18 protein-coding genes and 1 pseudogene are annotated in these 22,832 nt (G+C 71.3%); 9 read left to right on the top strand and 10 right to left on the bottom strand.

Going from position 1 to position 22,832, the window contains the following annotated elements; all coding sequences use genetic code 11:
* Window positions 1-128 precede the first annotated feature (128 nt).
* Window positions 129-1,823 carry an AMP-binding protein gene (locus ACIBZJ_RS31930; RefSeq protein WP_395936204.1) on the top strand — a complete coding sequence of 565 codons (1,695 nt, stop codon included), beginning with the start codon at window positions 129-131 and terminating at the stop codon, window positions 1,821-1,823.
* 228 nt (window positions 1,824-2,051) lie between these two features.
* Window positions 2,052-2,213, top strand: a pseudogene (locus ACIBZJ_RS31935) (class I SAM-dependent methyltransferase); the annotation flags it as partial.
* 168 nt (window positions 2,214-2,381) lie between these two features.
* Here ACIBZJ_RS31935 and ACIBZJ_RS31940 read toward each other — a convergent pair.
* Together ACIBZJ_RS31940 and ACIBZJ_RS31945 are read right to left on the bottom strand one after the other, a co-directional pair.
* Window positions 2,382-3,188 (bottom strand): purine-nucleoside phosphorylase, encoded by an 807-nt coding sequence (locus ACIBZJ_RS31940; RefSeq protein WP_395936312.1) that lies wholly within the window; start codon window positions 3,186-3,188, stop codon window positions 2,382-2,384.
* Window positions 3,189-3,213: 25 nt separating this feature from the next.
* Complete coding sequence (locus ACIBZJ_RS31945; protein WP_395936206.1) at window positions 3,214-5,736, bottom strand: protein kinase; 2,523 nt, start codon at window positions 5,734-5,736, stop codon at window positions 3,214-3,216.
* A 645-nt stretch (window positions 5,737-6,381) separates the two neighbouring features.
* Between ACIBZJ_RS31945 and ACIBZJ_RS31950 the strand changes: the two genes are divergently transcribed.
* The gene (locus ACIBZJ_RS31950; RefSeq protein WP_395936208.1) at window positions 6,382-7,548 is read left to right on the top strand and encodes an amidohydrolase; all 1,167 of its coding nucleotides are present in this window, start codon (window positions 6,382-6,384) and stop codon (window positions 7,546-7,548) included.
* Here the strand turns inward: ACIBZJ_RS31950 and ligD are convergent.
* Window positions 7,545-8,993 carry a non-homologous end-joining DNA ligase gene (ligD, locus tag ACIBZJ_RS31955; RefSeq protein WP_395936210.1) on the bottom strand — a complete coding sequence of 483 codons (1,449 nt, stop codon included), beginning with the start codon at window positions 8,991-8,993 and terminating at the stop codon, window positions 7,545-7,547. The two genes, ACIBZJ_RS31950 and ligD, sit on opposite strands and share 4 nt — an antisense overlap.
* A 158-nt stretch (window positions 8,994-9,151) precedes the next feature.
* On the opposite strand from ligD, the gene ACIBZJ_RS31960 reads away from it, so the two are divergent.
* Complete coding sequence (locus ACIBZJ_RS31960) at window positions 9,152-10,096, top strand: GNAT family N-acetyltransferase (RefSeq protein WP_395936212.1); 945 nt, start codon at window positions 9,152-9,154, stop codon at window positions 10,094-10,096.
* Between the two features lie 193 nt (window positions 10,097-10,289).
* Here ACIBZJ_RS31960 and ACIBZJ_RS31965 read toward each other — a convergent pair whose 3' ends face one another.
* The gene (locus ACIBZJ_RS31965) at window positions 10,290-10,742 is read right to left on the bottom strand and encodes a gamma-glutamylcyclotransferase (protein WP_395936214.1); all 453 of its coding nucleotides are present in this window, start codon (window positions 10,740-10,742) and stop codon (window positions 10,290-10,292) included.
* A gap of 57 nt (window positions 10,743-10,799) precedes the next feature.
* Here ACIBZJ_RS31965 and ACIBZJ_RS31970 point away from each other — a divergent pair, with 57 nt between their 5' ends.
* The 3 genes from ACIBZJ_RS31970 to ACIBZJ_RS31980 all read left to right on the top strand — a co-directional run bounded on the left by ACIBZJ_RS31970 (window position 10,800) and on the right by ACIBZJ_RS31980 (window position 14,512).
* The gene (locus ACIBZJ_RS31970) at window positions 10,800-12,197 is read left to right on the top strand and encodes an NAD(P)H-quinone dehydrogenase (protein WP_395936216.1); all 1,398 of its coding nucleotides are present in this window, start codon (window positions 10,800-10,802) and stop codon (window positions 12,195-12,197) included.
* 396 nt (window positions 12,198-12,593) lie between these two features.
* On the top strand, window positions 12,594-13,445 hold the full coding sequence (locus ACIBZJ_RS31975; RefSeq protein WP_395936218.1) for an alpha/beta hydrolase: 852 nt from the start codon (window positions 12,594-12,596) through the stop codon (window positions 13,443-13,445).
* Window positions 13,445-14,512, top strand: coding sequence for an alpha/beta fold hydrolase (locus ACIBZJ_RS31980; protein WP_395936220.1), 1,068 nt, complete (start codon window positions 13,445-13,447; stop codon window positions 14,510-14,512). Before ACIBZJ_RS31975 ends, ACIBZJ_RS31980 begins: the two co-directional genes overlap by 1 nt.
* A gap of 25 nt (window positions 14,513-14,537) precedes the next feature.
* On the opposite strand, the gene ACIBZJ_RS31985 is transcribed toward ACIBZJ_RS31980, so the two are convergent.
* Window positions 14,538-16,325, bottom strand: a complete 1,788-nt coding sequence (locus ACIBZJ_RS31985; protein WP_395936222.1) for an acetyl/propionyl/methylcrotonyl-CoA carboxylase subunit alpha — start codon at window positions 16,323-16,325, stop codon at window positions 14,538-14,540.
* A 108-nt stretch (window positions 16,326-16,433) separates the two neighbouring features.
* Complete coding sequence (locus ACIBZJ_RS31990) at window positions 16,434-17,462, bottom strand: phytase (protein WP_395936224.1); 1,029 nt, start codon at window positions 17,460-17,462, stop codon at window positions 16,434-16,436.
* Between the two features lie 59 nt (window positions 17,463-17,521).
* Between ACIBZJ_RS31990 and ACIBZJ_RS31995 the strand changes: the two genes are divergently transcribed.
* The gene (locus tag ACIBZJ_RS31995; protein ID WP_395936226.1) at window positions 17,522-18,712 is read left to right on the top strand and encodes an MFS transporter; all 1,191 of its coding nucleotides are present in this window, start codon (window positions 17,522-17,524) and stop codon (window positions 18,710-18,712) included.
* A gap of 6 nt (window positions 18,713-18,718) precedes the next feature.
* Here ACIBZJ_RS31995 and ACIBZJ_RS32000 read toward each other — a convergent pair whose 3' ends face one another.
* From ACIBZJ_RS32000 to ACIBZJ_RS32015, 4 genes are read right to left on the bottom strand one after another with little or no spacing between them, the layout of a single operon-like run.
* Entirely contained in the window at window positions 18,719-19,333 is a 615-nt protein-coding gene (locus ACIBZJ_RS32000) for a Maf family protein (RefSeq protein ID WP_395936314.1), read from the bottom strand.
* Window positions 19,318-20,055 (bottom strand): GNAT family N-acetyltransferase, encoded by a 738-nt coding sequence (locus ACIBZJ_RS32005; RefSeq protein WP_395936228.1) that lies wholly within the window; start codon window positions 20,053-20,055, stop codon window positions 19,318-19,320. Before ACIBZJ_RS32005 ends, ACIBZJ_RS32000 begins: the two co-directional genes overlap by 16 nt.
* Window positions 20,052-20,276 (bottom strand): acyl-CoA carboxylase subunit epsilon, encoded by a 225-nt coding sequence (locus ACIBZJ_RS32010; protein ID WP_395936316.1) that lies wholly within the window; start codon window positions 20,274-20,276, stop codon window positions 20,052-20,054. Before ACIBZJ_RS32010 ends, ACIBZJ_RS32005 begins: the two co-directional genes overlap by 4 nt.
* Before the next feature lie 42 nt (window positions 20,277-20,318).
* Entirely contained in the window at window positions 20,319-21,935 is a 1,617-nt protein-coding gene (locus tag ACIBZJ_RS32015; protein ID WP_395936230.1) for an acyl-CoA carboxylase subunit beta, read from the bottom strand.
* Between the two features lie 101 nt (window positions 21,936-22,036).
* On the opposite strand from ACIBZJ_RS32015, the gene ACIBZJ_RS32020 reads away from it, so the two are divergent.
* On the top strand, window positions 22,037-22,804 hold the full coding sequence (locus tag ACIBZJ_RS32020; protein WP_395936232.1) for a biotin--[acetyl-CoA-carboxylase] ligase: 768 nt from the start codon (window positions 22,037-22,039) through the stop codon (window positions 22,802-22,804).
* The last annotated feature ends 28 nt before the right edge of the window (window positions 22,805-22,832 follow it).

Here is a 22,832-nt window from a genome sequence, read left to right on the forward strand (position 1 = left end):
GGGGGCGGGTATTCCCCCGCATTGCAGAAATGCCACCGCGAAGGGGGACACGAAAGAACGAGTTACTGATTTACGCTGTCGCCGACTGACCCCCGTTGGGTGGTCACCTGGTTGCCGGAGAGGGGAGCATGGCCGACCCGACGTCGACGTTTCGCGCTGCCCGAGACCTGCTGCTCGCCACCGCCTCCGACTTCAACCTGGCCACGAATCGCTTCGTCCATCCGCGTTTCACCGAGTTCAACTGGGCCCTGCACTGGTTCGACGCCGTGCTCGCGGCCGACCACGCCGACGACCGTGCGCTGTGGATCGTCGACGGCCGCGGGAACGAGTCCGGCTGGACGTTCGCCGAGCTGTCCGCGCGGTCGAACCAGGCCGCGGTCTGGCTGCGCGCGCAGGGCGTCCGGCGCGGCGACCGGGTGCTGGTGCAGCTCGGCAACCAGGTCGAGCTCTGGGAAACGCTGCTCGCGCTGATGAAACTCGGCGCGGTGGCCGTGCCGACCTCGCCGCTGCTCTCCCCGGCCGACGTGCGCGGGCGGCTCTACCGGATCGGCGTCCGGCACGTGGTGGCACGCAGCGACCGGGCCGCGAAGCTCACCGCCGACGGGCTCACCCGGATCGCGGTCGGCGACCCGGTCGACGGCTGGCGGCGCTACGACGACTGCCGCCGGGAGAGCGGGGTGTTCGTCCCGGACGGGCCGACCGGCGCGGACGACCCGCTGGTCGTGCTGGTGACGCCGGGCACGACCGGCTGGGCCAAGGCGATCGTGCACACGCACGTGTCGTACCCGGTCGGGCACCTGACCACGATGTACTGGGCCGGACTGCGCCCCGGTGACGTCCACCTGAGCGTGTCGTCGCCCGGCTGGGCCAAGCACCTGTGCGGCAACCTGTTCACGCCGTGGAACGCGGCGGCCTGCGCCCTGGTGTGTGCCGACGCGCCGCCGACGCCGGAGGCACTGCTCGCGCTGATGGCGCAGTACCGGGTCAGCACGGTGTGCGCGCCGCCGAAGGCGTGGCGGACGCTCGCGGCCGCCGACCTCGCGGGATGGCGTTCACGTCTGCCCGCGCTGCGGGAACTGGTGACGATCAGCGAGCCGATCAGCCCCGGCGTGGTGCACCGCGTCCGGCGTGCCTGGGGGCTCACGATCCGCGAGGGTTACGGCCAGACCGAGACGACCGCGCTGGTCGGGCACTCACCCGGCGGTCCGGTCACGCTCGGCGCGATGGGCCGGCCGCTGCCGGGCTGCCCGGTCGTGCTCGTCGATCCGGTCACCGGCCTCCCGGCCGCGCCGGGCGAGGAGGGCGAGATCTGCCTCGATCTGGCGCGGCGTCCGTTGGGCCTGATGGCGCACTATGCGGACGCCGGGCCGGCGCTGCCGCAGGCCGGTCCGTACTACCGCACCGGTGACGTGGCGGTGGCGGACGAGCTCGGCTATCTGAAGTATCTCGGCCGGGTGGAGGACGTGTTCTCCAGCGCGGACCACCGGATCTCGCCGGTCGAGCTGGAAGGCGTGCTGGTCGAGCACGAGGCGGTCGGTGAGGCCGCGGTCGTACCGGCGTCGAACGACGCCGACGCACTGCCGAAGGCCTACATCGACCTGGCCGCCGGGTACCGGGCCGGCCGGGAGACCGCGCGGGCGATCCTCGGGTACGCGCGCTCGCACCTGCCGCCGTACCAGCGGGTGCGCCGCCTGGAGTTCGGGCCGCTGCCGCGGACGGTGTCCGGCCGGGTCCGCCGGGACGAACTGCGCCGCCGGGAATCCGCCGGCTGCCGCCGGGCGCACGAGTACCGCGACTCGGACTTCCCGGAGTTCGCTGACTGACCTCGCCCGCGGCGCTACCGTGCGCGCGTGACCGGACGAGCGGACTACGGAGTGGACGCCCCGGGGGCGTTGTACGGGCTGGGCGCGGCCGCCGTTCTCAGCGCGATCGCGACCGTGGTCGTCGCGGTGCTGGCGCCGGGGGTCTGGTGGCTCGTTCCGCTGGTCTACGCGCTGTTCTTCCTGTTCAGCTTCGCCACGTTCCTGTACACGACCCGGCGCGGCAAGTTCGTGGTCTGGGAGGAACTGCTCGCCGGTGACCTGCGGAACCTGCCGCTGGCCTCGGCCCAGGCCGACCTCGTCGTGAGCAGCCTGGCGATCCACAACATCCCGGACGCCGAGGGGCGCCTCGCCGCGGTGCGGGAAGCCGCCCGGATCCTGCGCCCCGGCGGTCGCCTGATCCTCGCCGACTTCCGCCACACCCGCGCCTACGCCACCGAACTCGAACGCGCGGGCCTGGCCGACCTCGTCGTGCGTTCGCTCGGGCCCCGCTTCTGGTACGGCGGCCCGTGGGGCGCGACCGCGGTCGTCACCGGCCGGGCGCCCTCGGCGGGCCGCCCACTAAGCGCGGGCGACCAGTTCGCCGAGCAGGGTGCCCATGCGCTCGGCGGAGGCCCGGCCGGCTTCGATGACCTCGTCGTGGGCGAGGGGCTTCCCGGCCAGGCCGGCGGCCAGGTTCGTGACCAGTGACAACCCGAACACCTCGGTACCGGCGGCCCGGGCCGCGATCGCCTCGAGCGCGGTCGACATCCCGACCAGGTCGGCGCCGATCGTCGAGAGGTAACGGATCTCGGCCGGCGTCTCGTAGTGCGGCCCGGGCAGTGCCGCGTAGACACCCTCCTCGAGCGACGGGTCGATCTCCTTCGCGAGCGCCCGCAACCGCGGCGAGTACAAGTCGGTCAGGTCGACGAACGTGGCCCCGACCAGCGGCGATCGCGTGGTCAGGTTGATGTGGTCGCTGATCAGCACCGGCTGGCCGACCGACATCCCGGGCCGGAGCCCACCGGCGGCGTTCGTCAGCACGATCGTCCGGACCCCGGCCGCGGCCGCGACGCGGACACCGTGCACCACCGGCTCGACGCCCCGGCCCTCGTACAGGTGGGTGCGCCCGAGAAAGATCAGCACCTTCTTCTCGCCGACCGTCAGCGACCGCACGCTGCCGACGTGACCCAGCGCGGTGGGGGCGGCGAACCCGGTGAGGTGCTCGAGCGGGACCTCGACGTCGGCCTCACCGATCTGGTCGGCCGCGGGCGCCCAGCCCGAGCCGAGGACGAGGGCAACGTCGTACTGGCGGACCCCGGTGGCCTCGCCGAGAGCGGTCGCCGCCGAGGCGGCAAGGAACTCAGGGCTGGCGGGATCGGTCGTCATCGTCACGAGCGAGGAGGCTACCCGGTCAGGCTTTGTCCAACTGAAACGACGCGGTGATCTCGTCGAACAGGGGCCTGCGGTCGTTGGTCGAGTCGGCCGGGGTCGTCAGATAAACGCTGTAGGCGGTACCGTCCACGACCGCGACCCGCCAGAGCCGGTGCTTCTTCGCGCCGCCCTCGGTGTAGGTGAACTCCCACTCCCAGGTCTCCTTGCCGGCGAGCTTCTGGGGGGTTTCCTCCTGGCGGAGCACCTGGTACGCGGTGATCTGACCGCTGGACAGCCGCTTCTTCTGGTTGGTGTCGGACACCTGCAGGTACTTCTCCGGAGAGGCACCGCGCTCGACCAGGACGCGCAGCTTGTCGCCGGTCGAGCTGTCGAAGTCGACGTAGCGGTCGGCCTTGTCGTTCTCCTTCCAGTCGACCGGAGCCTTCACCGAGAAGCCGCGGTCGGAGTACGAGTGCGACTTCAGATCGAGGCCGCCGCTGGCCGGAGCGGACGAGGTCGAGCGCGCCGACGTGGCGTTGTCGTCACCGGAGGCGGCGACGCTGATCAGGTAGCTGACCAGGCCGATGAGCACCACCGCGACGACGACCGCGACCACGATGATCACCGTGCGGCGGCGCCCGTCGGAGTGAGCAGGGCCGTGCTTGCCGAACGGGGTCGGCTGCGGCGACACCATCGTGTGCCCGCTGACCGGCGGAAGCGACGACCCACCGGGCCCGCCGCCGTACCCCGGACCGCCCGGCGCGCCGCCCCCGGATCCGCCGTAGGGCTGGCCGCCGTAGGTACCGGCGCCGCCGTACGCGGGCCCTCCGTTCACCGCGGCCGCCCCGTACGAGCCGGCGCCGCTCTGGGGGCCCGCGGCGGCGTTCGGGCCGGCCGGCGTGCCCATGTAGGCCGAGCGGCGGGGCGACGAGGGCGGCGGCGCCGACGACGGCAGCGGGGCCGTGGAGTTGCCCGGCTCGCCGTAGTTCGGAGTCCCGCCGTAGGTCGTCCCGTACGTGGTACCGCCGTACTGCTGACCGCCGGCGGGCTGTCCACCCGGCCCGGTGGGCCCGCCGGACGTGCCGGGGGGCGACGTCGGGGTCAGGCCGGGCACCCGGGCGTGCCCGGCGATCGGTGCGGACGCACCGGCCGACGGTGGCCCGGATGCCGCACCGGACACCGACACGCTGCCCCGCACGGTCGCCCGCCCGCCGGGCCGGCCACTCTGGGGGCTGCCCTCCGGCTGGTCAGGAGATTTCGCGTTCGGCTCGGCGTCCGCGTCGGCCGGAGGCATGGACGGAAGCCCCTCGGTGCTGAACGGACCGACGGCCATCGCGGCGGTGCCTTCCGGGCGCTGGCCTTCGGGGCGCTGGCCTTCGGCGGCCGGACGCTGACCGGGCGCGGCGGAAGCACCCTCGGACGGGGCCGCGGGCGGCGCACCGGGAGGAGCGGGCGGAACCGCACGGTTCGACCGCGCCGGACCCGGGGCCGGCGGCTGCGGAGGAGTCGGAGCCAGCGCGGCACTCGCCGGCATCGGCGTCTGGCTGCCCGGCGTCTGGTGGCTGCCCGGCGTCTGGTGGCCCGGGGTCTGGCCGCCCGGGGTCGGGGTGCCGGCCTGCGGGCTCGGATCTTCCCGGCGGCGGCGCCGATCGGCCGGACCGGTCTGACGGGGAGCCCGGCCACCGCCGTCGAGCGACGTGATGCGCCCACCGCTGAGGACCGTGCGCAGCGCGTTGCGGGTCTTGTTCGTGTCCCAGCGACCCTCGGGGTCTTTCTCGAGCAGGCCGAGCAGCACCGGTGCCAACGGCCCGGCGAACGTCATCTGGTCGGGCGGCTCGACGACGACCGCGGTCATCGTCGGCAGTGGGTCGCCCCGGTCGAACGGCGGACGCCCCTCGACCGCGGTGTAGAGCGTGGCGCCGAGCGAGAACAGGTCGCTCGGCGGCCCGAACGGGCGCCCCCGGGCGCGCTCGGGCGCGATGTACTGCGGCGACCCGAGCAGCAGGCCGGTGCTGGTCAGCGGCGACTCGTTGGGTGAGCGCGCGACGCCGAAGTCGGTCAGCGTCACCCGGCCGTCGGAGCCGAGCAGTACGTTGCCGGGCTTCACGTCCCGGTGCAGGACGCCGACCCGGTGGGCGGCCTCGAGCGCGCCGAGCACCGCCAGGCCGATCTCGGCGACCCGGTCGTAGGGCAGCGGCCCTTCGTCCCGGAGCGTGTCGGCGAGGCTGGCCGCATCGAGGAGTTCCATCACGATCCACGGGCGGTCGCCGTCATTGACGACGTCGTAGACCCGGATCACCGACGGGTGGTTGAGCGCCGCGGCGGCGCGCGCCTCGCGCAGCGTCCGCTCGCAGAGCACCGACCGTTCCGCGGCCGGGATGCCCGGCGGGAGCAGCACCTCCTTGACCGCTACTTCGCGACGAAGTAGCTCGTCAAAGGCCCGCCAGACGGTTCCCATGCCACCGGACCCCACGGACGATCGCAGGGTGTACCGTCTGCCGACGGTCCGGCCGTCCGGCGCCTTCGCTGCCGAGGGGCCGTCTACCGGGGTGGGTGCGTCCACGCTGACCTTTTCTACTCGCCCGTGCTAGCGCTCCGGTCCTATGGTGCCAGCCCGGGTTCGCTCGCCGTCGATCCGCTTCCGGAAAGGTTGTCGGACGCAGCCGCGCCGGGCAAGTGCGCTGTCATGGAACCCCTGTGATTATCGGGACAAATGTTGCGTCAGCGCAGCCCGGAACCAGTATTTCTCGGGTGATGATGCCTGAATCGACCCCACCCCGCGGTCGTTCGTGCGAACCCGTTACGCACCGAGTAACTCCGCTCACCCTGGGCTGAGATCGGCCGCCCGTCGCAATTCCTTCATCGCAGTGCGGAAAAGCTATTCCGAACGTCAATTAGGTGACACGCAACGTGCCGCGTTTCCTCGCGATCGAGCAGTTGTCGATTGCTCCGGAATCCGTTCCAGGTCTGCCCTCACCTGCTGCGATCCGTTCCGGGAGAGTCGACGAAAGGCTGCCGTGTACCGGCTCGACCGTGAATACGGGCGGGGGTACACTCGCCCGATGCCGCGTGGGACGGTGGTTCCGGTAGCGGACGCGACAATCGATCTGGTCGAGGACCTCATGCCGATTGCACGGCGACTTGGTTGCGTTGAGCAACTGTCGGGAACAGAGCGAAGGCGCACGCAGACCCGAGACGGTTCGCCGCGGTGAACTTGGACGCCTGGGTCACCGAGCACTTCGAAGAACTCGTTCAGTTCCGTCGCTACGTGCACGCGCACCCCGATCTCTCGCACACCGAGCAGCCGACCGCCACGCTGGTCGCCGAGCGACTGACCGCGGCCGGCCTGCAGCCGGTGATGCTGCCCAAGGGCAACGGGCTGTCCTGCGACATCGGCAGCGGTGAGCACCTGGTCGCGCTGCGGGCCGATCTGGACGCGCTGCCGCTGCCCGACGTCAAGGACGTGCCGTACCGGTCGACGGTGGACGGTGTGTGCCACGCCTGTGGCCACGACGTCCACACCACTGTCGTGCTGGGGGCCGGGCTCGCGCTGGCCACGCTCGGAAACGCGTTGCCCGGCCGGGTGCGGCTGCTGTTCCAGCCGGCCGAGGAGGCGCTGCCGTCCGGCTCGCTCGACGTGATCGACGCCGGCCGTCTGGCCGGTGTGGAGGAGATCTTCGCGATCCACTGCGACCCGCGGACGCTGGCCGGTCAGGTCGGGCTGCGCGCCGGTGCGATCACGGCGGCGGCCGACTTCGTGAAGGTCGAGCTGTCCGGCCCGGGTGGTCACACGGCCCGGCCGCATCTCACCGTCGATCTGGTGGGGGCGCTCGCCCGGGTCGTGAGCGAGGTGCCCGCGCTGCTGGCCCGCCGGGTCGACGTCCGGTCGGCGTTGTCGCTGGTCTGGGGCGCGGTGCACAGCGGGGTGGCGCCGAACGCGATTCCGCAGTCCGGCACGGTCAGCGGCTCGGTGCGCTGTCTCGACCACGCGGCCTGGGAGCTGGCGCCGAAGCTGATCGAGCAGCTCGTGCACCAGGTGGTCGCACCGACCGGGGCCTCGGCCACCGTGGAGTACATCCGTGGCATGCCGCCGGTCGTCAACCACCCGCACTCGGCGGGCATCCTCACCAGGGCCGCGCAGTCCGCGCTCGGCGAGGAGTCGGTCGTCGACACGATGCAGAGCATGGGCGGCGAAGACTTCTCCTGGTACCTCGAGCACTGCTGGGGTGCGATGGCCCGGCTCGGCGTCGGCCGCCCCGGCGAGGCGCTCGACCTGCACCAGGGCTCGTTCGACGTCGACGAGAAGGCGATCGGCCACGGCGTGAAACTCCTGGCCGAGGCCGCGCTGATCGCCCTGCACGACCGCGCGGTCTAGTCTTCGCGCACCACGTCGGCCGGCTTCTTGTCGGTGCGCAGGCCCCGCCAGGCCGGGTGGCGCAGCATCCCTTCACCGGTCCATTCGCCGAACGCCACTTCGCCGACCAGGTTCGGCGTCACCCAGTGCGCGTCCTTGGCGTGCGGCCGGGGCAGTTCCGAGCTGAACGGGCTCGTCTTGCGCTCGGTGCGCCGCAACCGCTTGGTCAGGTCGTCGAGTACCGCGTCGGTGAACCCGGTGCCCACGTGACCGACGTAGTCCAGGCCCTCGGAGCCCGGTATACCGATCAGCAGCGACCCGATCCTGCCCTCCCGGCGTCCGGCGCCCGGCCGCCAGCCGCCGACCACGACCTCCTGCGTCCGGATGTTCTTGACCTTCAGCCAGTCCCTGGTGCGCTTGCCCGACAGGTACTTCGAGGTCAGTCGCTTCGCGACCACGCCTTCCAGGCCTTGGGCGCGACTCGTCGCGACCGCGTCCTCGCCGCGGCCGTCGAAGTGCGGCGGGGTGGACCAGTGCGGCCCGCTCAGCTTCAGGCCGGTGAGAAGCTGCCGCCGTTCGGAGTACGGCCGGTCGACCAGCGGCTCGCCGTCGAGATGCAGCAGGTCGAAGGCCAGATACGTCACCTGGACGCTGTTCAGCAGCGTCCGGTTCGGGCGGGCGACGTGCATCCGGGGCTGGAGCGCGCCGAAGCTGATCCGCCCGGTGTCGTCCACCGCGACGATCTCGCCGTCGAGCACGAGCTGCCGGGTGCCCAGCGACGCCGCCAGCGCGTGCAGTTCGGGGTAGGTGCCGGTCACGTCCCGATTGCTCCGGGTCAGAGCCCGAACCCGGCCTCCGGAGACGTAGAGCACGAGCCGGACGCCGTCCCACTTCATCTCGTAGGCCCAGCCGTCGTCGTCGGCTGGCAGCGTGCCTAGCGTCGCGAGCATCGGTGCGACGAGCTCGGGTAGCGGCTTCCACCCGGGATCGGGCGGGTCCATCCGGTGGATCATCCAGTCCCGGCCACGTTTGCCCTCGCCATCGCCGGTCTTGAACAGCACGTACCGGCCGTGTGACCGTTTCCCGTGAAGCACGACCTTCACTTCGCGGTCAGTCCATTTCTCCAGTTCGTAGGTGCCGTGGTCCCAGACCGACACGTTGCCGCCGCCGTACTCGCCGGCCGGGATCTTGCCCTCGAAGGCCGCGTAGTCGAGCGGATGGTCCTCGGTGTGGACCGCGAGGTGGTTCTTCTTCGGGTCGGGCGGCAGCCCCTTCGGGATCGCCCAGGAGACCAGCACGCCGTCGCGTTCCAGACGGAAGTCCCAGTGCAGGGCAGTCGCGTGATGCTCCTGGATCACGAAGGCGTTCCCAGGACGAGATTCCGGAGCATCCTCCGGAACGGGCTCGGGCGTACGGTCGGCGGAGCGCATCGCCCGGTAGCGCTCCAGCCGGTCCTTCTCGGCCACGTACCCTATTTACCCCACGCTGGGGTCGATGATCACCCGATTGCCGCTTCACGTGCCGCCTGAGCTCGGGCAATCGTGCCGGTAGCGCACCGCCTGCGTCCGCTCGATTTCCGGTGGCGCGCTTGCGGATACTTTGACTTTGTCAAAGGATGCCGTACGTGACCGACTCCGCGCAGATCGCGACCGTCCGGCGGTTCAACCGCGCCTGGACCGAGGTGACCGACCTCCTCGACGACAGCTACCTGCACACCGGCTTCAGCCTCCCCGAGGCGCGGCTGCTCTACGAGGTCGCGCTGCGGTCACCGCAGCCGGTGGTGGAGCTCCGCGGCCGGCTGCAGCTCGATCCCGGGTACACGACCCGTCTGCTCGACCGGCTCGCCGAGCGCGGCCTGCTGACCCGTACGACCGATCCGGACGATCGCCGCCGCCAGCTCGTCGCGGTCACCGACGCCGGCCGCGGCGCCGCCGCCGAGCTGAGTGCCCGGGCCGACGCGCGGGTCGCCGAACTGCTCGAACCACTCCCGGTGGACGCCCGGCGAGCGCTCGTGTCCGCGTTGGACTCCGTGGCCGGGCTCCTCGGGCCGGTCGGCGACGTCGTCATCCGGCCCGCACGGATCGGCGAGCTGGGCTGGGTGCTGACCCGGCACGCCCAGCTGTACGAGCAGGAGTACGGCTGGCCCGGGTTCGAACCGGCGGTCGCGCAGATCGTCGCGGAGTTCCTGGGGCGTCCGGATCAGAGCAGGCAGCGGGCCTGGGTGGCCGAGCGCGACGGTGCGCTGCTCGGGTGTGTCGCCTGTGCCGAGGACGATGCCCGGACCGCGCGGCTGCGGCTGCTGCTGGTGGAGCCGGCCGCGCGCGGCCACCGGCTCGGCGTCCGCCTGGTGGACGAGTGCGTCGCGTTCGCGCGCGCCGCGGGGTACGAGCGGATGGTGCTGCACACGCAAGACGCCCTCACCACCGCGCGAGCGATCTACGCGAAAGCTGGCTTCGTCCTCGACCACACGAGCGCCGAAGATTCACTGGACCCCCACGGCCGAGCCGAACACTGGCACCTCAACCTGCCAGAGCAACCCGTCCTGCCTGAGCCAGCGACCCCGTTCTGACCTGGAGCCTGTCCAGGGCGGCGCTGCCGCTCGAGCGGGCCGAGTCGAGGTCTTCGGCCCGCTGTCTCGCGTTCTGACCTGGAGCCTGTCCAGGGGGGCGCTGCCGCTCGAGCGGGCCGACGCCGAGACCTTTGGCCTGCTGTCTCAAGGAGGCCCGCTCGCGCGGCAGCGCCCCCCTGGACAGGCCGCCCACCTAGAGTTCGGTGGAGTGGCAGGGGCGCGCCCGTAGCGCGGAGACGTAGTCGTCGGGGGCGCCGGCTTCCTGGGCGGCCTCCGCGATCAGGCCGAGGTAGCGCGCCGAGGGCAGGCCGCCCTCGTACGAATCGAGCACGTGCAGCCACGCGAGCGCCTCGCCATCGAGCGTGTGCACCCGCACCTTGAGCTTCTGGTAGAGCCCGCTGTCGGCGCCCTCCCAGGCGTCCAGCGTGGGCTCGTCGAACTCGCTGACGTCGTACAACGCGACGAACACGCGCTCGTTCGGGGCCTCGACGATCGTCGCGAGCGCACCCTCCCAGCCGAGGTCTTCGCCGCCGAACGTCAGGCGCCACCCCTCCAGCCAGCCGATACCGGCGCTCGGGGAGCGCGGGCACCGCTCCCGCATCTGACTCGGGTGCATGTTCGTCCCGTAGGCGGCGTAGAGGGCCATGGGTCTGCACTCTAACCGGCGCCTCTTGCGCGTCAGCTAGTCGGTTAGGGTTCTGTCGTGTCGCGCATCGTAATCATTGGTGGGGGTCCGGCCGGATACGAGGCGGCGCTCGTCGCGGCCCGCCTGGGCGCGGAGGTGACGATCGTCGAGCGGGACGGCCTCGGCGGCGCGTGCGTGCTGTACGACTGCGTCCCCAGCAAGACGTTCATCGCGTCGTCCGACGCCGCGACCGCGTTCAAGCAGGGTGACGCCCTCGGCGTCATGGCCTGTGAGCCGGAGGACGTGAAGGTCAACGCCCCGGCCGTGCACGGCCGGGTGAAGGGCCTGGCGCTGGCGCAGTCGGCCGACATCCGCGGCACGGTCGCCGCGACCGGCGTCGAGGTCGTGCGCGGGTTCGCGCGGCTGGACGGCCGGGCCGGCCTGCGGCACATCGTCACGATCGAACCGAGCGGCGGGGTGCCGTACCGGGTCGAGGCCGACACCGTGCTGCTCGCCACCGGCGCGACCCCGCGGATCATCCCCGGCGCCGAGCCCGACGGCGAGCGAATCCTGACCTGGCGGGACGTCTACGACCTGCCCGAACTACCGACGCACCTGGTGGTGATCGGGTCCGGCGTCACCGGTGCCGAGTTCGCCAGCGCGTACCTGGCGATGGGTGTGCAGGTCACGCTGGTGTCCAGCCGCGACCGTGTGATGCCGCACGAGGACTCCGACGCCGCGAACCTGATCGAGCAGGTGTTCGCCCGGCGCGGGATGACGATCCTGTACAAGGCGCGGGCCGAAGGGGTCTCGCGGACAGCCGACGGGATCGAGGTGCGGCTGACCGACGGGCGGGTCGTCGAGGGCAGCCACGCGCTGATGACGATCGGCTCGGTGCCGAACACCGCGGGCCTCGGTCTGGCCGAGAGCGGCGTCGAGACCGGTGGGGGCGGGTTCCTCACCGTCGACCGGGTGTCGCGGACGAACGTGCCCGGCATCTACGCGGCCGGTGACGTCACCGGCGTGCTGATGCTCGCGTCGGTCGCGGCCGCGCAGGGCCGGATCGCGATGTGGCACGCGCTCGGCGAGGCCGTGCAGCCGTTGCGGCTGCGGACGGTGGCCGCGAACGTGTTCACCGACCCGGAGATCGCGACCGTCGGGTTCGGCCAGACGACGTTCGAGGCCGGGGAGATACCGGCGCGTACGGTCACGCTGCCGCTGGGTACCAACCCGCGGGCGAAGATGCAGGGTCTGTCCGACGGTTTCGTCAAGCTGTTCTGTCGTCCGGCGACCGGCCTGGTCATCGGCGGCGTGGTCGTGGCGCCCCGGGCGAGCGAACTGATCATGCCGATCGCGCTGGCGGTGGAGAACCACCTCACGGTCGAGCAGATCGCCAAGACGATCAGCATCTACCCGTCGCTCTCGGGCTCCCTCACCGAAGCTGCGCGCCAACTAATGCAACACGAATTCGAATGATTCTTTGGGGGCGGCCCGCTGAGGACGACGCTGACAGCCGCGCCACACGACTTGAGTATTAGTTATACGCGGCGTCATGTGGCGCGGATGTCAGCGCCGCCCTCAGCGGGCTCCAGGTCAGAACGAGAGTGAGTGCCGCTCTCGGCGGGCTTCGGGTGAGGACGGGAGTCGGTGCGGCTCTTGGCGGGTTCCGGGTGAGGACGGGAGTCGGTGCGGCTCTTGGCGGGTTCCGGGTCAGAACGGGAGTCGGTGCGGCTCTTGGCGGGCTTCGGTCAGGACGAGAGTCGGCGCGGCCCTCAGCGGGCCCGGGTCAGAGCGGGCGTTGACTCGGGTCGTTAGTGGTGTGAGGGTGAAAATTGACTTGCTGTCTGGTTCCCCCCTGAGGAGCGGTGCGCGATGACGTATCGGCGTGAACAGGTGGCGGGCCTCACCGTCGGCATCTGGGGCGACCTCGACGCCGACCCGCGTCCGGTCCTCGCGATCCACGGCATCACCGGGAACCACCAGGCCTGGAAAGCCGTCTCCGAGTCGTACGGCGGCGCGATCATCGCCCCCGACCTACGCGGACGCGGCGGCAGCCACCAGCTCCCGGGCCCGTCGAGCATCGAGCGGCACGCCGAAGACGCGCTCGCGATCCTGGACGCACTCGGCGTCGAGAAGGCGATCGTGGCCGGGCACTCGATGGGCGGCTTCGTCGCGTCGGTCCTGGCTCACCGGAATCCGGCGCGGGTCGAGCGGCTCGTCCTCGTCGACGGCGGGATCCCGTTCCCGCCGATCACCGACGACGTCGACAAGGTCATGGAGGCGCTCCTCGGCCCGGCGCTGTCCCGGCTCGAGGTCACCTGGCCCGACCGCGACGCCGTCCACGTCTTCTGGAAAGCCCACCCGGCGCTGTCCGACTGGAACCCGTTCATCGAGGCCTACGCCGACTACGACGTCGGTGACGGCGACACCGATCTCCGCAGCCGGATCGCCGCCGACCACATCCGGGCCGACGGCCGGGACATGCACCTCGGCCGGGCCGCCAAGGACGCCTACGCGGACCTGCCGAACCAGCCGTTCCCGGCCGTGTTCCTGCACGCCGAGCGAGGACTCCTGAACGAGTCGGCCGCGCTGTACGCAGACCCGGCGAAGTACGACGATCACCTCGCGGTCGTCCGCCTGCCCGGCAGCAACCACTACACGATCCTGTTCCAGCCCCAGTACGCCGCCGCGGTCGCCCGCGCCCTCGAGAACGGAGCCCCGTGATGGATTTGCTCCTCCCCGGGATCACCACCCGCCGTGTGCCGACGGAGCGGCTGACGATCAACGTCCTCGAAGTCGAGAACCGCACCGGCGGCGAGCCGGTCGTGTTCATCCACGGCAACGTCTCGTCGTCGCTGTTCTGGCAGTACGCGATGCGCGACCTCCCGGCGACGTTCCGCCCGGTCGCCGTCGACCTGCGCGGGTTCGGCGACACCGACCCCGCCCCGGTGGACGCCACCCGCGGCCTGCGCGACTTCAGCGACGACGTCCGCGGGCTGCTCGGCGAGCTCGGGCTCGACCGGGTGCACCTGGTCGGCTGGAGCATGGGCGGCGGTGTGGTGCTGCACCTCCTGCGCGAGCACCCGGAGATCGTCCGCACCGCGACGCTGGTCAACCCGGTCTCGCCGTACGGGTTCGGCGGGACGAAGGGCGTCGACGGCGTCCACCTGGACCCGCCCGGCCTCGGGTCGGGCGCCGGGTCGGCGAACGCCGAGTTCGTCGAGCGCCTGTCGGTCGGAGACCGCACGTCGGACGCCCCGGTCTCACCGCGCGCGGTGCTGCACAGCAGTTACGTGAAGACGCCGTTCACCCCCGAGGCGGACGACGCCGACCGCTGGGTCGCCTCGATGCTGAGCACCCGCACCGGTGACGACAACTACCCCGGCACGTCCGAGGTCACGCCCGAATGGCCCGGGGTCCTGCCCGGGACGCGGGGCGTGCTGAACACGATGGCGCCGACGTTCTTCCGCGTCGACGACCTGCACGTGATCGAGCCGAAGCCGCCGATCTACTGGATCCGCGGCGACTCGGACGTCATCGTGTCCGACACGTCGCTGTTCGACCTGGCCTACCTCGGGAAGATCGGCGCGGTGCCCGGCTGGCCCGGCGAAGAACTCGCGCCGCCGCAGCCGATGGTCTCGCAGACCAGGCACGTCCTCGACCGTTACGCGCTGGCCGGCGGACGCTACGAAGAGGTCGTGATCACCGACACCGGCCACAGCCCGCACCTCGAGAAGCCCAAGGAGTTCCTGGCCACCCTGGTCGAGTCGATCACCGAATACACGGACTGACCCGGTCCCGCGGTCGGCGTCCGGATTACTTGATCTCGCAGACGGCCGCGCCGGACGCGATCACGTCGCCGACCGCGGCCGACAGGCCGGTCACGGTGCCGGCCTTGTGCGCGGTGAGCGGCTGCTCCATCTTCATCGCCTCGAGCACGACCACCAGGTCGCCCTCGGCCACCTCGTCGCCGTCGGCCACCGCGATCTTCACGATCGTGCCCTGCATCGGCGAGACGACCGAGTCGCCACTCGCCGCCGCTCCCGCCTTCGCGCCCCCGGCCCGCTTCTTGGGCCGCTTCCCCGCCCCCGAACCCGAGCCGCCGGCACCGCCCGGGCCGCCCGCCGACGACACCCCGAGGCCCGCGGGCAGCGACACCTCGAGCCGCTTGCCACCGACCTCGACCACGACGGTCTCCCGCGCGCCGGCGTCCGGAGAAGCGTCTGCCGCCCCCGTGTAGGCCGGGAGCTGGTTGTCGAACTCGGTCTCGATCCACCGCGTGTGCACGGTGAACGCCTCCGAGGCGTCGACCGGCGCGAACGCCGGGTCCCGCACGACGACCCGGTGGAACGGCAGCACGGTCGCGATGCCCTCGACCTGCATCTCGTCCAGCGCCCGCCGGGACCGCTCCAGCGCCTCCGCACGGGAGGACCCGCTCACGATCAGCTTCGCGAGCAGGGAGTCGAAGTTCCCGCCGATGACCGACCCCGGCTCGACCCCGGTATCGACCCGGACGCCCGGACCGGTCGGCAGCACGAACGAGTTGACCACGCCCGGCGCGGGCAGGAACCCACGTCCCGGGTCCTCGCCGTTGATCCGGAACTCGAACGAGTGACCACGCGGAGCCGGGTCTTCGGTGATGCGCAGCGGCTCCCCGTCGGCGATCCGGAACTGCTCGCGCACCAGGTCGATGCCCGCGGTCTCTTCACTGACCGGGTGCTCGACCTGCAGGCGCGTGTTGACCTCGAGGAACGAGATCGTCCCGTCGACCCCGACCAGGAACTCGACGGTTCCCGCGCCGTGGTAGCCCGCCGCTTTGCAGATCGCCTTCGCCGCGGAATGAATCGAGTCTCGCTGCGACGACGACAGGAACGGTGCCGGCGCCTCTTCGACCAGCTTCTGGTGACGCCGCTGAAGTGAGCAGTCCCGCGTCCCGACCACGATCACGTTGCCATGCGTGTCGGCCAGCACCTGCGCCTCGACGTGCCGCGGGTGGTCCAGGTACCGCTCGACGAAGCACTCACCCCGTCCGAACGCGGATTCGGCCTCGCGGACCGCGGACGCGAACAGCTCCGGGATCTCCTCCAGCGTGCGGGCCACCTTCAAGCCACGGCCACCGCCGCCGAACGCGGCCTTGATCGCGACCGGGAGACCGTGCTCCTCGGCGAACGCGATCACCTCGTCGGCGCCACTGACCGGGTCTTTCGTGCCGGGCACCAGCGGCGCACCGGCCGCGGTCGCGATGTGCCGGGCCTCGACCTTGTCGCCCAGCGCGGTGATCGCGTCCGGCGTCGGGCCGATCCAGGTCAGGCCGGCGTCGATCACGGCCTGCGCGAACGAGGCGTTCTCGGACAGGAATCCGTAACCCGGGTGGACCGCGTCGGCCCCGGACCGCGCAGCGACGTCGATGAGCTTGTCGATCCGCAGGTACGAGTCGCCAGGGGTGTCGCCGCCGAGCGCGTAGGCCTCGTCGGCCAGGCGTGTGTGCAGCGCGTCCCGATCGGAGTCCGCGTAGACGGCGACGCTCGTCAGCCCCGCGTCGCGACAGGCCCGAACAACCCGGACCGCGATCTCGCCCCGGTTGGCGATGAGGACCTTCTGCACGCTCGTCTCCCTCGACATCGTGGGCGCCAAGACCACGTAATCATTGCGCAGGATCGAAGAGGAGAGGGCGTGACGTTCGTCGCGTTTGTCTGACTCAATTCAGTTGCCTCACCCATACGGAATTGGTTGCTGCCCAATTGGCAAAACCACCCGATCAAGCGGCACGAATTTGAAGTTTTGCCTCAACACGGTCTTGCCATTGACGTTGTAGCCGTCCTGGCAGACGAACATCCCGGCCGGGAACGCGGGGCCCAGCGGTCGCGAGGTGGCGTCGATCCCGTCGGTGTCCTGGCAGCCGTCGACTTCGCCGCTGTTGGTGACCCGGAACCGGCCGAGGTAGCGGTTGTCCATCCGGCCGTACACCACGAAGTCGCTGGAACCCTGCGAGGACGCGTAGAGCCGGTCGCCGGCGATCGCGAGCCCCTCGACGTCCGCCGTCAGGTGCCCGTCCTTCTCCGGTTCGGCGCCGTCGACCAGCACCCGTCGACCACCCGCGGTCGGCTCGGCACCGTACCGCCAGATCCCGACCCGCTCCTCGGCGACGTAGAGCGCCCCCGACGCGTCGTCGGCGACACAACCCTCGACGGTGCGGCCCAGGTTGAACAGCCGCACCGACTTCGCGGTCACCGTCGATCCGCTCACGGTCAGTTCGAACTGCTCCACCCGCCCCGACACCGCGTTCGGGAACGCGTAGAGCTTGGCGGACGCCGGCGACCGGTACAGGCAGAGGCCGTGCGCGGTCACCGCCGTCGGCACGACCGCCGCCGGTTTCAGCCGCCGCGTCGCCGGGTCGACGAGATAGATCCGCAGCACGCCGTGACCGGTGTCGTCGTCCGCGGCCACCACGACGTCGTCCCGCACGTCGACGTTGTTCGGGAAGATGTCGGCGATCCGCTGCAGCAGGCGTCCGTGCAGGTCGTAGGTCTCCAGCGCACCGGCCTTGTCGGTGCCGATGATCATCGACCGCGACGAGTCCGACCGGTCGAACCAGAACGCCGGATCGTCCGCCGCGTCGCCGGTGTGCGTCACCGGAGTGGTCTCCACGGTCGCGCCCGCCGTCGGTTCGTCGTTCGCCGTCGCCGGCACGCTTCCGGACAACACGGCCAGCACCACGAACGACGCCAGTGCGATACGCATGGAGTAACGGTAGCCACACATTCCGTACCGGTCGCGGAGGCGCGTCTAGGCTGCCGGCAGTGAGCCTCGTCCGTACGCGCGCCACCTACCTCGTCTACGCGAGCCTCGGTTTCTACGGCTGGTTCATCTACGGTTTCGGCCCGGTGGTTCCGCTGATCCGCGACGAGCAACACACCAGCCGGGCGGTCGCCGGCCTGCACGGCACCGCGCTCGCCGCCGGCGCCCTCGTCGCCGGGGCGCTGTACCCGCTGTTCGCCCGCCGGATCGGGCGCAGCAACACGCTCTACGCCACGCTCGCCGGCCTCGGTCTCGGCATCGTTCTCCTGGTGTCGGTCCCGTCCGTGCCCGCGATCACGATCGCCGCCACTCTGTTCTGCGGGATCGTGGGCTCCACGTTGGTCAACGTCGCCCCGCCCGCGCTGCTCGACGTCCACGGCCCCGGCGTTTCCGGCGCGGCCCTCGCCGAGGGCAACGCGATCGCGACCGGCACCGGCCTGATCGCCCCGCTCGCGGTCGGGCTCTCCCTCGACCGGGGTCACGGCTGGCGGCCCGCGTTGCTGGTGGCGACTCTCCTCGCGGCCGTGATCCTCGTCGTCGGCCGATCCACCGGTGCCCGCCTGCCGTCGGCTGCGCCCTCTTCTTTCGACGAGAAGCAGGGCGCCGAACACGGGCAGGTCGGCCGCCGCCCGTTGCCGAGGCGCTACTGGATCGCCTGGACCGTGACGCTGTGCTGCATCGCGGCCGAGTTCGCCACCACGCTCTGGGCGTCCGACGTCCTGCGGAACCGCACCGGCGCGAGCGCGGCCCTGGCCACCGGAGCCGTGACCGCGGTCGTCGGAGGTATGTGCGCCGGCCGCATCACCGGCGCGGTGCTGGCCGCCCGCCTCCCGGGTGCGGTCGTGCTGCTGCCCGCACTCGGCGTCGCGCTGGCCGGGACCGCGCTGTTCTGGGCCGCGACGTCGCCGGTCTGGGCGATCGTCGGGCTCGCCGTGCTGGGACTCGGTCTCGGCCCGCTGTTCCCGCTGTCGGTCGACCTCGGCCTGCAAGCGTCCGGCGGCCAGTCCGATCGCGCCGCCGGCTACTCGTCGTACGCCGCCGGCCTGGCCATCGGCAGCGGCCCCTTCGTCCTCGGTGCTCTGGCCGACGTCTTCGGCCCCCACGCCGCCTTCCTGGTGGTTCCCACGCTCTTCGCCGCGGCCGTGGTCGGCGTGCTGGCCGCCGGTCGCCGAGCCCCGGCCTCGGCGGTTTAGGCCGGTTCAGGCCCAGAGGTCCACGGCGGAGATGTTCAGCCGGGCCAGGAGACGGCGGAACAGGGGCATCGACAGGCCGATCACGTTCGTGTGGTCACCGTCGATGCCGTCGACGAACAGGGAACCGCGGCCGTCGATCGTGAACGCGCCGGCCACCACGAGCGGCTCCCCACTCGCCACGTACGCCGCCACCTCGTCCTCCGACGGCCGCCCGAACCGCACCGCGGTCGAGGCCACGGCCGAGGTCTCCTCGCCGGTCGCCATGTCCACGATGCAGTGTCCGGTCTGCAGGATCCCGGTGCGCCCCGCCATCAGCTGCCACCGCGTGACCGCGTCGGCGGCGTCCTTGGGCTTGCCGTAGGCCACGCCGTCCAGCTCGAGCACCGAATCGCACCCGATCACCACTGGCGGCGCAGCGTCCGCCGGAGAAAGAGAAGACACGACGGCGCGGCACTTGAGCCGGGCGAGCTCGAGCGCGATCTCGGCCGGAGTACCGGTCGCACCGGACTCGTCCACTCCGGACACGATGACCTCGGGGGCGAAGCCGCCCGAGCGCAGCAGGTTGAGCCGCGCCGGTGACTGCGACGCCAGCACCAGGCGGCGGGTCACGGCTCGAGTGATTTGGTCAGTACCAGTGCCACGTCGGTCTCCCATAAGTCCTCCAGCTCCAGCACGGGGGCGTATCCGCGGCCGCGCCAGAACTGCCGAGTGGGCTCGTAGGTGTGGGAGAACGCGGACGTGATCGCCGAGATGTTCTGGAAGCCCTGGGTGGCCAGCAGCCGTTCCAACCGGGTCAGCAGCGTGGTGCCCACCCCGCGGTGACGCAGAGCGGAGTGGACGGCCATCCAGGTGATTTCCGCGGCCTTGTCGCCGTGGCGCTTCCAGGTCAGGAAACCCAGTACGTCGCCGCCCGGTCCGATCGCGACCAGACCGCCCTGGGTGCCGAGGTCACGGGCGGCCTGGGCGATGCTGCGACCGCCCGGGGCCGGCTCGTCCTCGTCGGGCATGCCGTGACGACCGCGGCGGGGGTGTACCGGGTGGACACCGGACGCCGGGTGCGCGGCACTGACCGGCCGCGAGCTGCGGAGCGGGCTCCGCGACGCACCGGACGACTGCGATCGGTGTGCGCCGACCTTCTCCGGTTCGTCGGTCTGGGCGGCTTCGTCCGCGGCGACCTTCTCCGCGGCCTCTTTGGCCGCGGCTTCCTTGGCCACGGTGTCGGCGCGCATGCTCTCGCCGAGCGGGCCGCCCTCGCTCACCGCGAAGAAACGCGGGAGCGAAGCGATGACCCGAAGGCAGCCTTCGACGTCGGCGCGCCGCAGCGGTCGGATCGTCAGGCTCATCGGGGGAGCCCGGAGGCGCGCCACGCCCCCGGACCCGCGGCTAGCGGGGCGCCGATCCGAGCTTCCTGGCGGCGCCAGAGTTCCCGGGCGCGCGGCCCGGACGGCACGGCCGCCGCGGACCGGGCCGCGAGCACGCCCACCAGCGCGGCGAGTTCTTCGGCCGTGGGGGTACCCCGGAGGATCCGAAGAACTGGCTCGGTGCCGGCGTCATCGGTGGTCATCACGTCCCTATCGTCCGATGCGGAGCAACCGCGCGGCAAGTTTTACAGCGGGATGTTGCCGTGCTTCTTGGGCGGCAGAGACTCCCGCTTCCCGCGCAGCATACGCAGTGCCCGGCTGATCTGAACACGAGTCTGGGACGGCCGGATGATCTGATCGATATAACCGCGTTCGGCCGCGATGTACGGGTTGAAAAGCGTGTCTTCGTACTCGGTGATCAGTTCCTGCCGGCGGACGGCCTGCTGGTCCGGGTCGTCGATGCCGGACAGCTCCCGGCGGTAGACGATGTTCGCCGCGCCCTGGGCGCCCATGACCGCGATCTGGGCGGTCGGCCAGGCCAGGTTGAGGTCGGCCCGCAGATGCTTGGAGCCCATGACGTCGTACGCGCCACCGAACGCCTTGCGGGTGATCAGCGTGACCTTCGGGACCGTCGCCTCGGTGTAGGCGTAGATCAGCTTCGCGCCGCGCCGGATGATGCCGTCCCACTCCTGGCCGGTGCCGGGCAGGAAGCCGGGGACGTCGACGAGCGTCAGGACCGGGATGTTGAACGCGTCGCAGAACCGCACGAACCGGGCAGCCTTCTCGGAGGCATCGATGTCGAGCGTGCCCGCGAACTGCATCGGCTGGTTCGCGACGATGCCCACCGGGCGGCCCTCGACCCGGCCGTAGCCGATCAGGATGTTCGGCGCGAACAGCGCCTGTACCTCGAGGAACTCGCCGTCGTCGACGATCGCCTCGATCACCCGGTGCATGTCGTACGGCTGGTTGGCCGAGTCCGGGATGAACGTGTCGAGGGCCAGGTCGGTCTCGGAGGGCTCCTCGTCGGAGTCGCTCTCGTAGACCGGGGCCTCGTCGAGGTTGTTGCTGGGCAGGTACGAGACCAGCGCCTTGACGTACTCCAGCGCGTCGTCCTCGTCGGCGGCCAGGTGGTGCGCGTTGCCGGACTTCGTGTTGTGGGTCCGGGCCCCGCCGAGGTCCTCGAACGAGACCTCCTCGCCGGTGACGGTCTTGATGACGTCCGGGCCGGTGATGAACATGTGCGAGGTCTGGTCGACCATGACGACGAAGTCGGTGAGCGCCGGCCCGTAGACGTGGCCGCCCGCGGTCGCGCCCATGATCAGCGAGATCTGCGGGATGACGCCGGACGCCAGCACGTGCCGCTGGAAGATCTCGCCGTACAGGCCGAGCGAGACCACACCCTCCTGGATGCGCGCGCCGCCGCCCTCGTTGATGCCGATGATCGGGCAGCCGATCTTCATCGCCAGATCCTGGACCTTGACGATCTTCTCGCCGTAGACCTCGCCGAGCGCCCCGCCGTACACGGTGACGTCCTGGCTGAAGACGCACACCTGGCGGCCGTCGATCGTGCCGTACCCGGTGATCACGCCGTCGCCGTAAGGGCGGTTCTTCTCCAGCCCGAACTGGGTCGAGCGGTGCCGGGCGAATTCGTCGAGTTCGACGAACGAGTCCTCGTCGAGGAGTGCTTCGATTCGCTCGCGCGCGGTTTTTTTGCCTTTCGCGTGCTGCTTCTCGACCGCGCGGGCGGACCCGGCGTTCACCGCCTCGTCCACCCGTTGTTCCAGGTCGGCGAGCTTGCCGGCCGTGGTGTGGATGTCCGGTCCGTCGATCGAATCCGACGGCTGGGTGGCTTCGAGAGTCATCGTTGATTGCCCTCCTCCGCAGCGGCGCGAAGGCGAGCCTATGGCAGTTCACCGGGCGTGCGAGTGAAGTAAGGCGTGGATCACTCTTTACTGTGCGTTGTATGGATCAAGACGCGCTGCGGGCGCGGGTTCTGGACGATTTCTGGGTGGCGCTGGACGTCGTCGAGCGAACCGGGTCGACGAACGCCGACCTCGCCGACGCCGCCCGGGCGGGGGCGCCCGCGGGCACCGTGCTGATCGCCGAGGCCCAGGACGCCGGCCGCGGGCGGCTCGGGCGCGGCTGGACTTCACCTCCCGGAGCCGGGCTGCTGTTCTCGGTGCTGTTCCGGCCGGTCGACGTACCGAAGGAGCGGTGGGGCTGGATCCCGTTGCTGGCCGGTGTCGCGCTCGCTCGCGCCGTGCCCGTCCTCGATGCGCGGTTGAAGTGGCCCAACGACCTGCTGATCGGGCCCTCGCGCAAGAAGGCCGCCGGGTTGCTGGCCGAGGTGGCGGGGGAGAGCGTCGTGATGGGGATCGGGCTGAACGTGACGCTCGGCGTCGACGATCTGCCGCCCGACCGGCCCGACACCACCTCACTGGCCCTCGAGGGCGCAACCCTCCTCGATCGGGACGAACTGCTGGTCGCGATCCTGGGCGCGCTCAAGGACGAGTACGAGTTCTGGCGGGCGTCGGCCGGGGACGCAGCGGCTTCCGGGTTGCTGGCGTCGTACCGGGAGCGCTGCGACACGCTCGGCCGCGACGTGCGGGTGGACGTCCCCGGGGGCGGCCCGCTGGAGGGCCGGGCCGACGACATCGACGCCGACGGGCGCCTGGTGGTGGACGGCACGCCGCTGGCCGCCGGCGACGTCAGCCACGTCCGCCCGACCTGACAACGGCCCTCCGGGTCCGCGACCGGGG

Source organism: Cryptosporangium sp. NPDC051539, from assembly GCF_044454545.1.
In the GTDB taxonomy this organism is placed as follows: Bacteria; Actinomycetota; Actinomycetes; order Mycobacteriales; family Cryptosporangiaceae; genus Cryptosporangium.

Bases quoted from the DNA above. Each gene is read 5' to 3' on its own strand.
- ACIBZJ_RS31930 (WP_395936204.1), top strand. From the start codon at position 129: ATGGCCGACCCGACGTCGACGTTTCGCGCTGCCCGAGACCTGCTGCTC.
- ACIBZJ_RS31940 (WP_395936312.1), bottom strand. From the start codon at position 3,188: ATGACGACCGATCCCGCCAGCCCTGAGTTCCTTGCCGCCTCGGCGGCG.
- ACIBZJ_RS31965 (WP_395936214.1), bottom strand. From the start codon at position 10,742: ATGGCCCTCTACGCCGCCTACGGGACGAACATGCACCCGAGTCAGATG.
- ACIBZJ_RS31975 (WP_395936218.1), top strand. From the start codon at position 12,594: ATGACGTATCGGCGTGAACAGGTGGCGGGCCTCACCGTCGGCATCTGG.
- ACIBZJ_RS31980 (WP_395936220.1), top strand. From the start codon at position 13,445: ATGGATTTGCTCCTCCCCGGGATCACCACCCGCCGTGTGCCGACGGAG.
- ACIBZJ_RS31990 (WP_395936224.1), bottom strand. From the start codon at position 17,462: ATGCGTATCGCACTGGCGTCGTTCGTGGTGCTGGCCGTGTTGTCCGGA.
- ACIBZJ_RS32005 (WP_395936228.1), bottom strand. From the start codon at position 20,055: ATGAGCCTGACGATCCGACCGCTGCGGCGCGCCGACGTCGAAGGCTGC.
- ACIBZJ_RS32010 (WP_395936316.1), bottom strand. From the start codon at position 20,276: ATGACCACCGATGACGCCGGCACCGAGCCAGTTCTTCGGATCCTCCGG.
- ACIBZJ_RS32015 (WP_395936230.1), bottom strand. From the start codon at position 21,935: ATGACTCTCGAAGCCACCCAGCCGTCGGATTCGATCGACGGACCGGAC.
- ACIBZJ_RS32020 (WP_395936232.1), top strand. From the start codon at position 22,037: ATGGATCAAGACGCGCTGCGGGCGCGGGTTCTGGACGATTTCTGGGTG.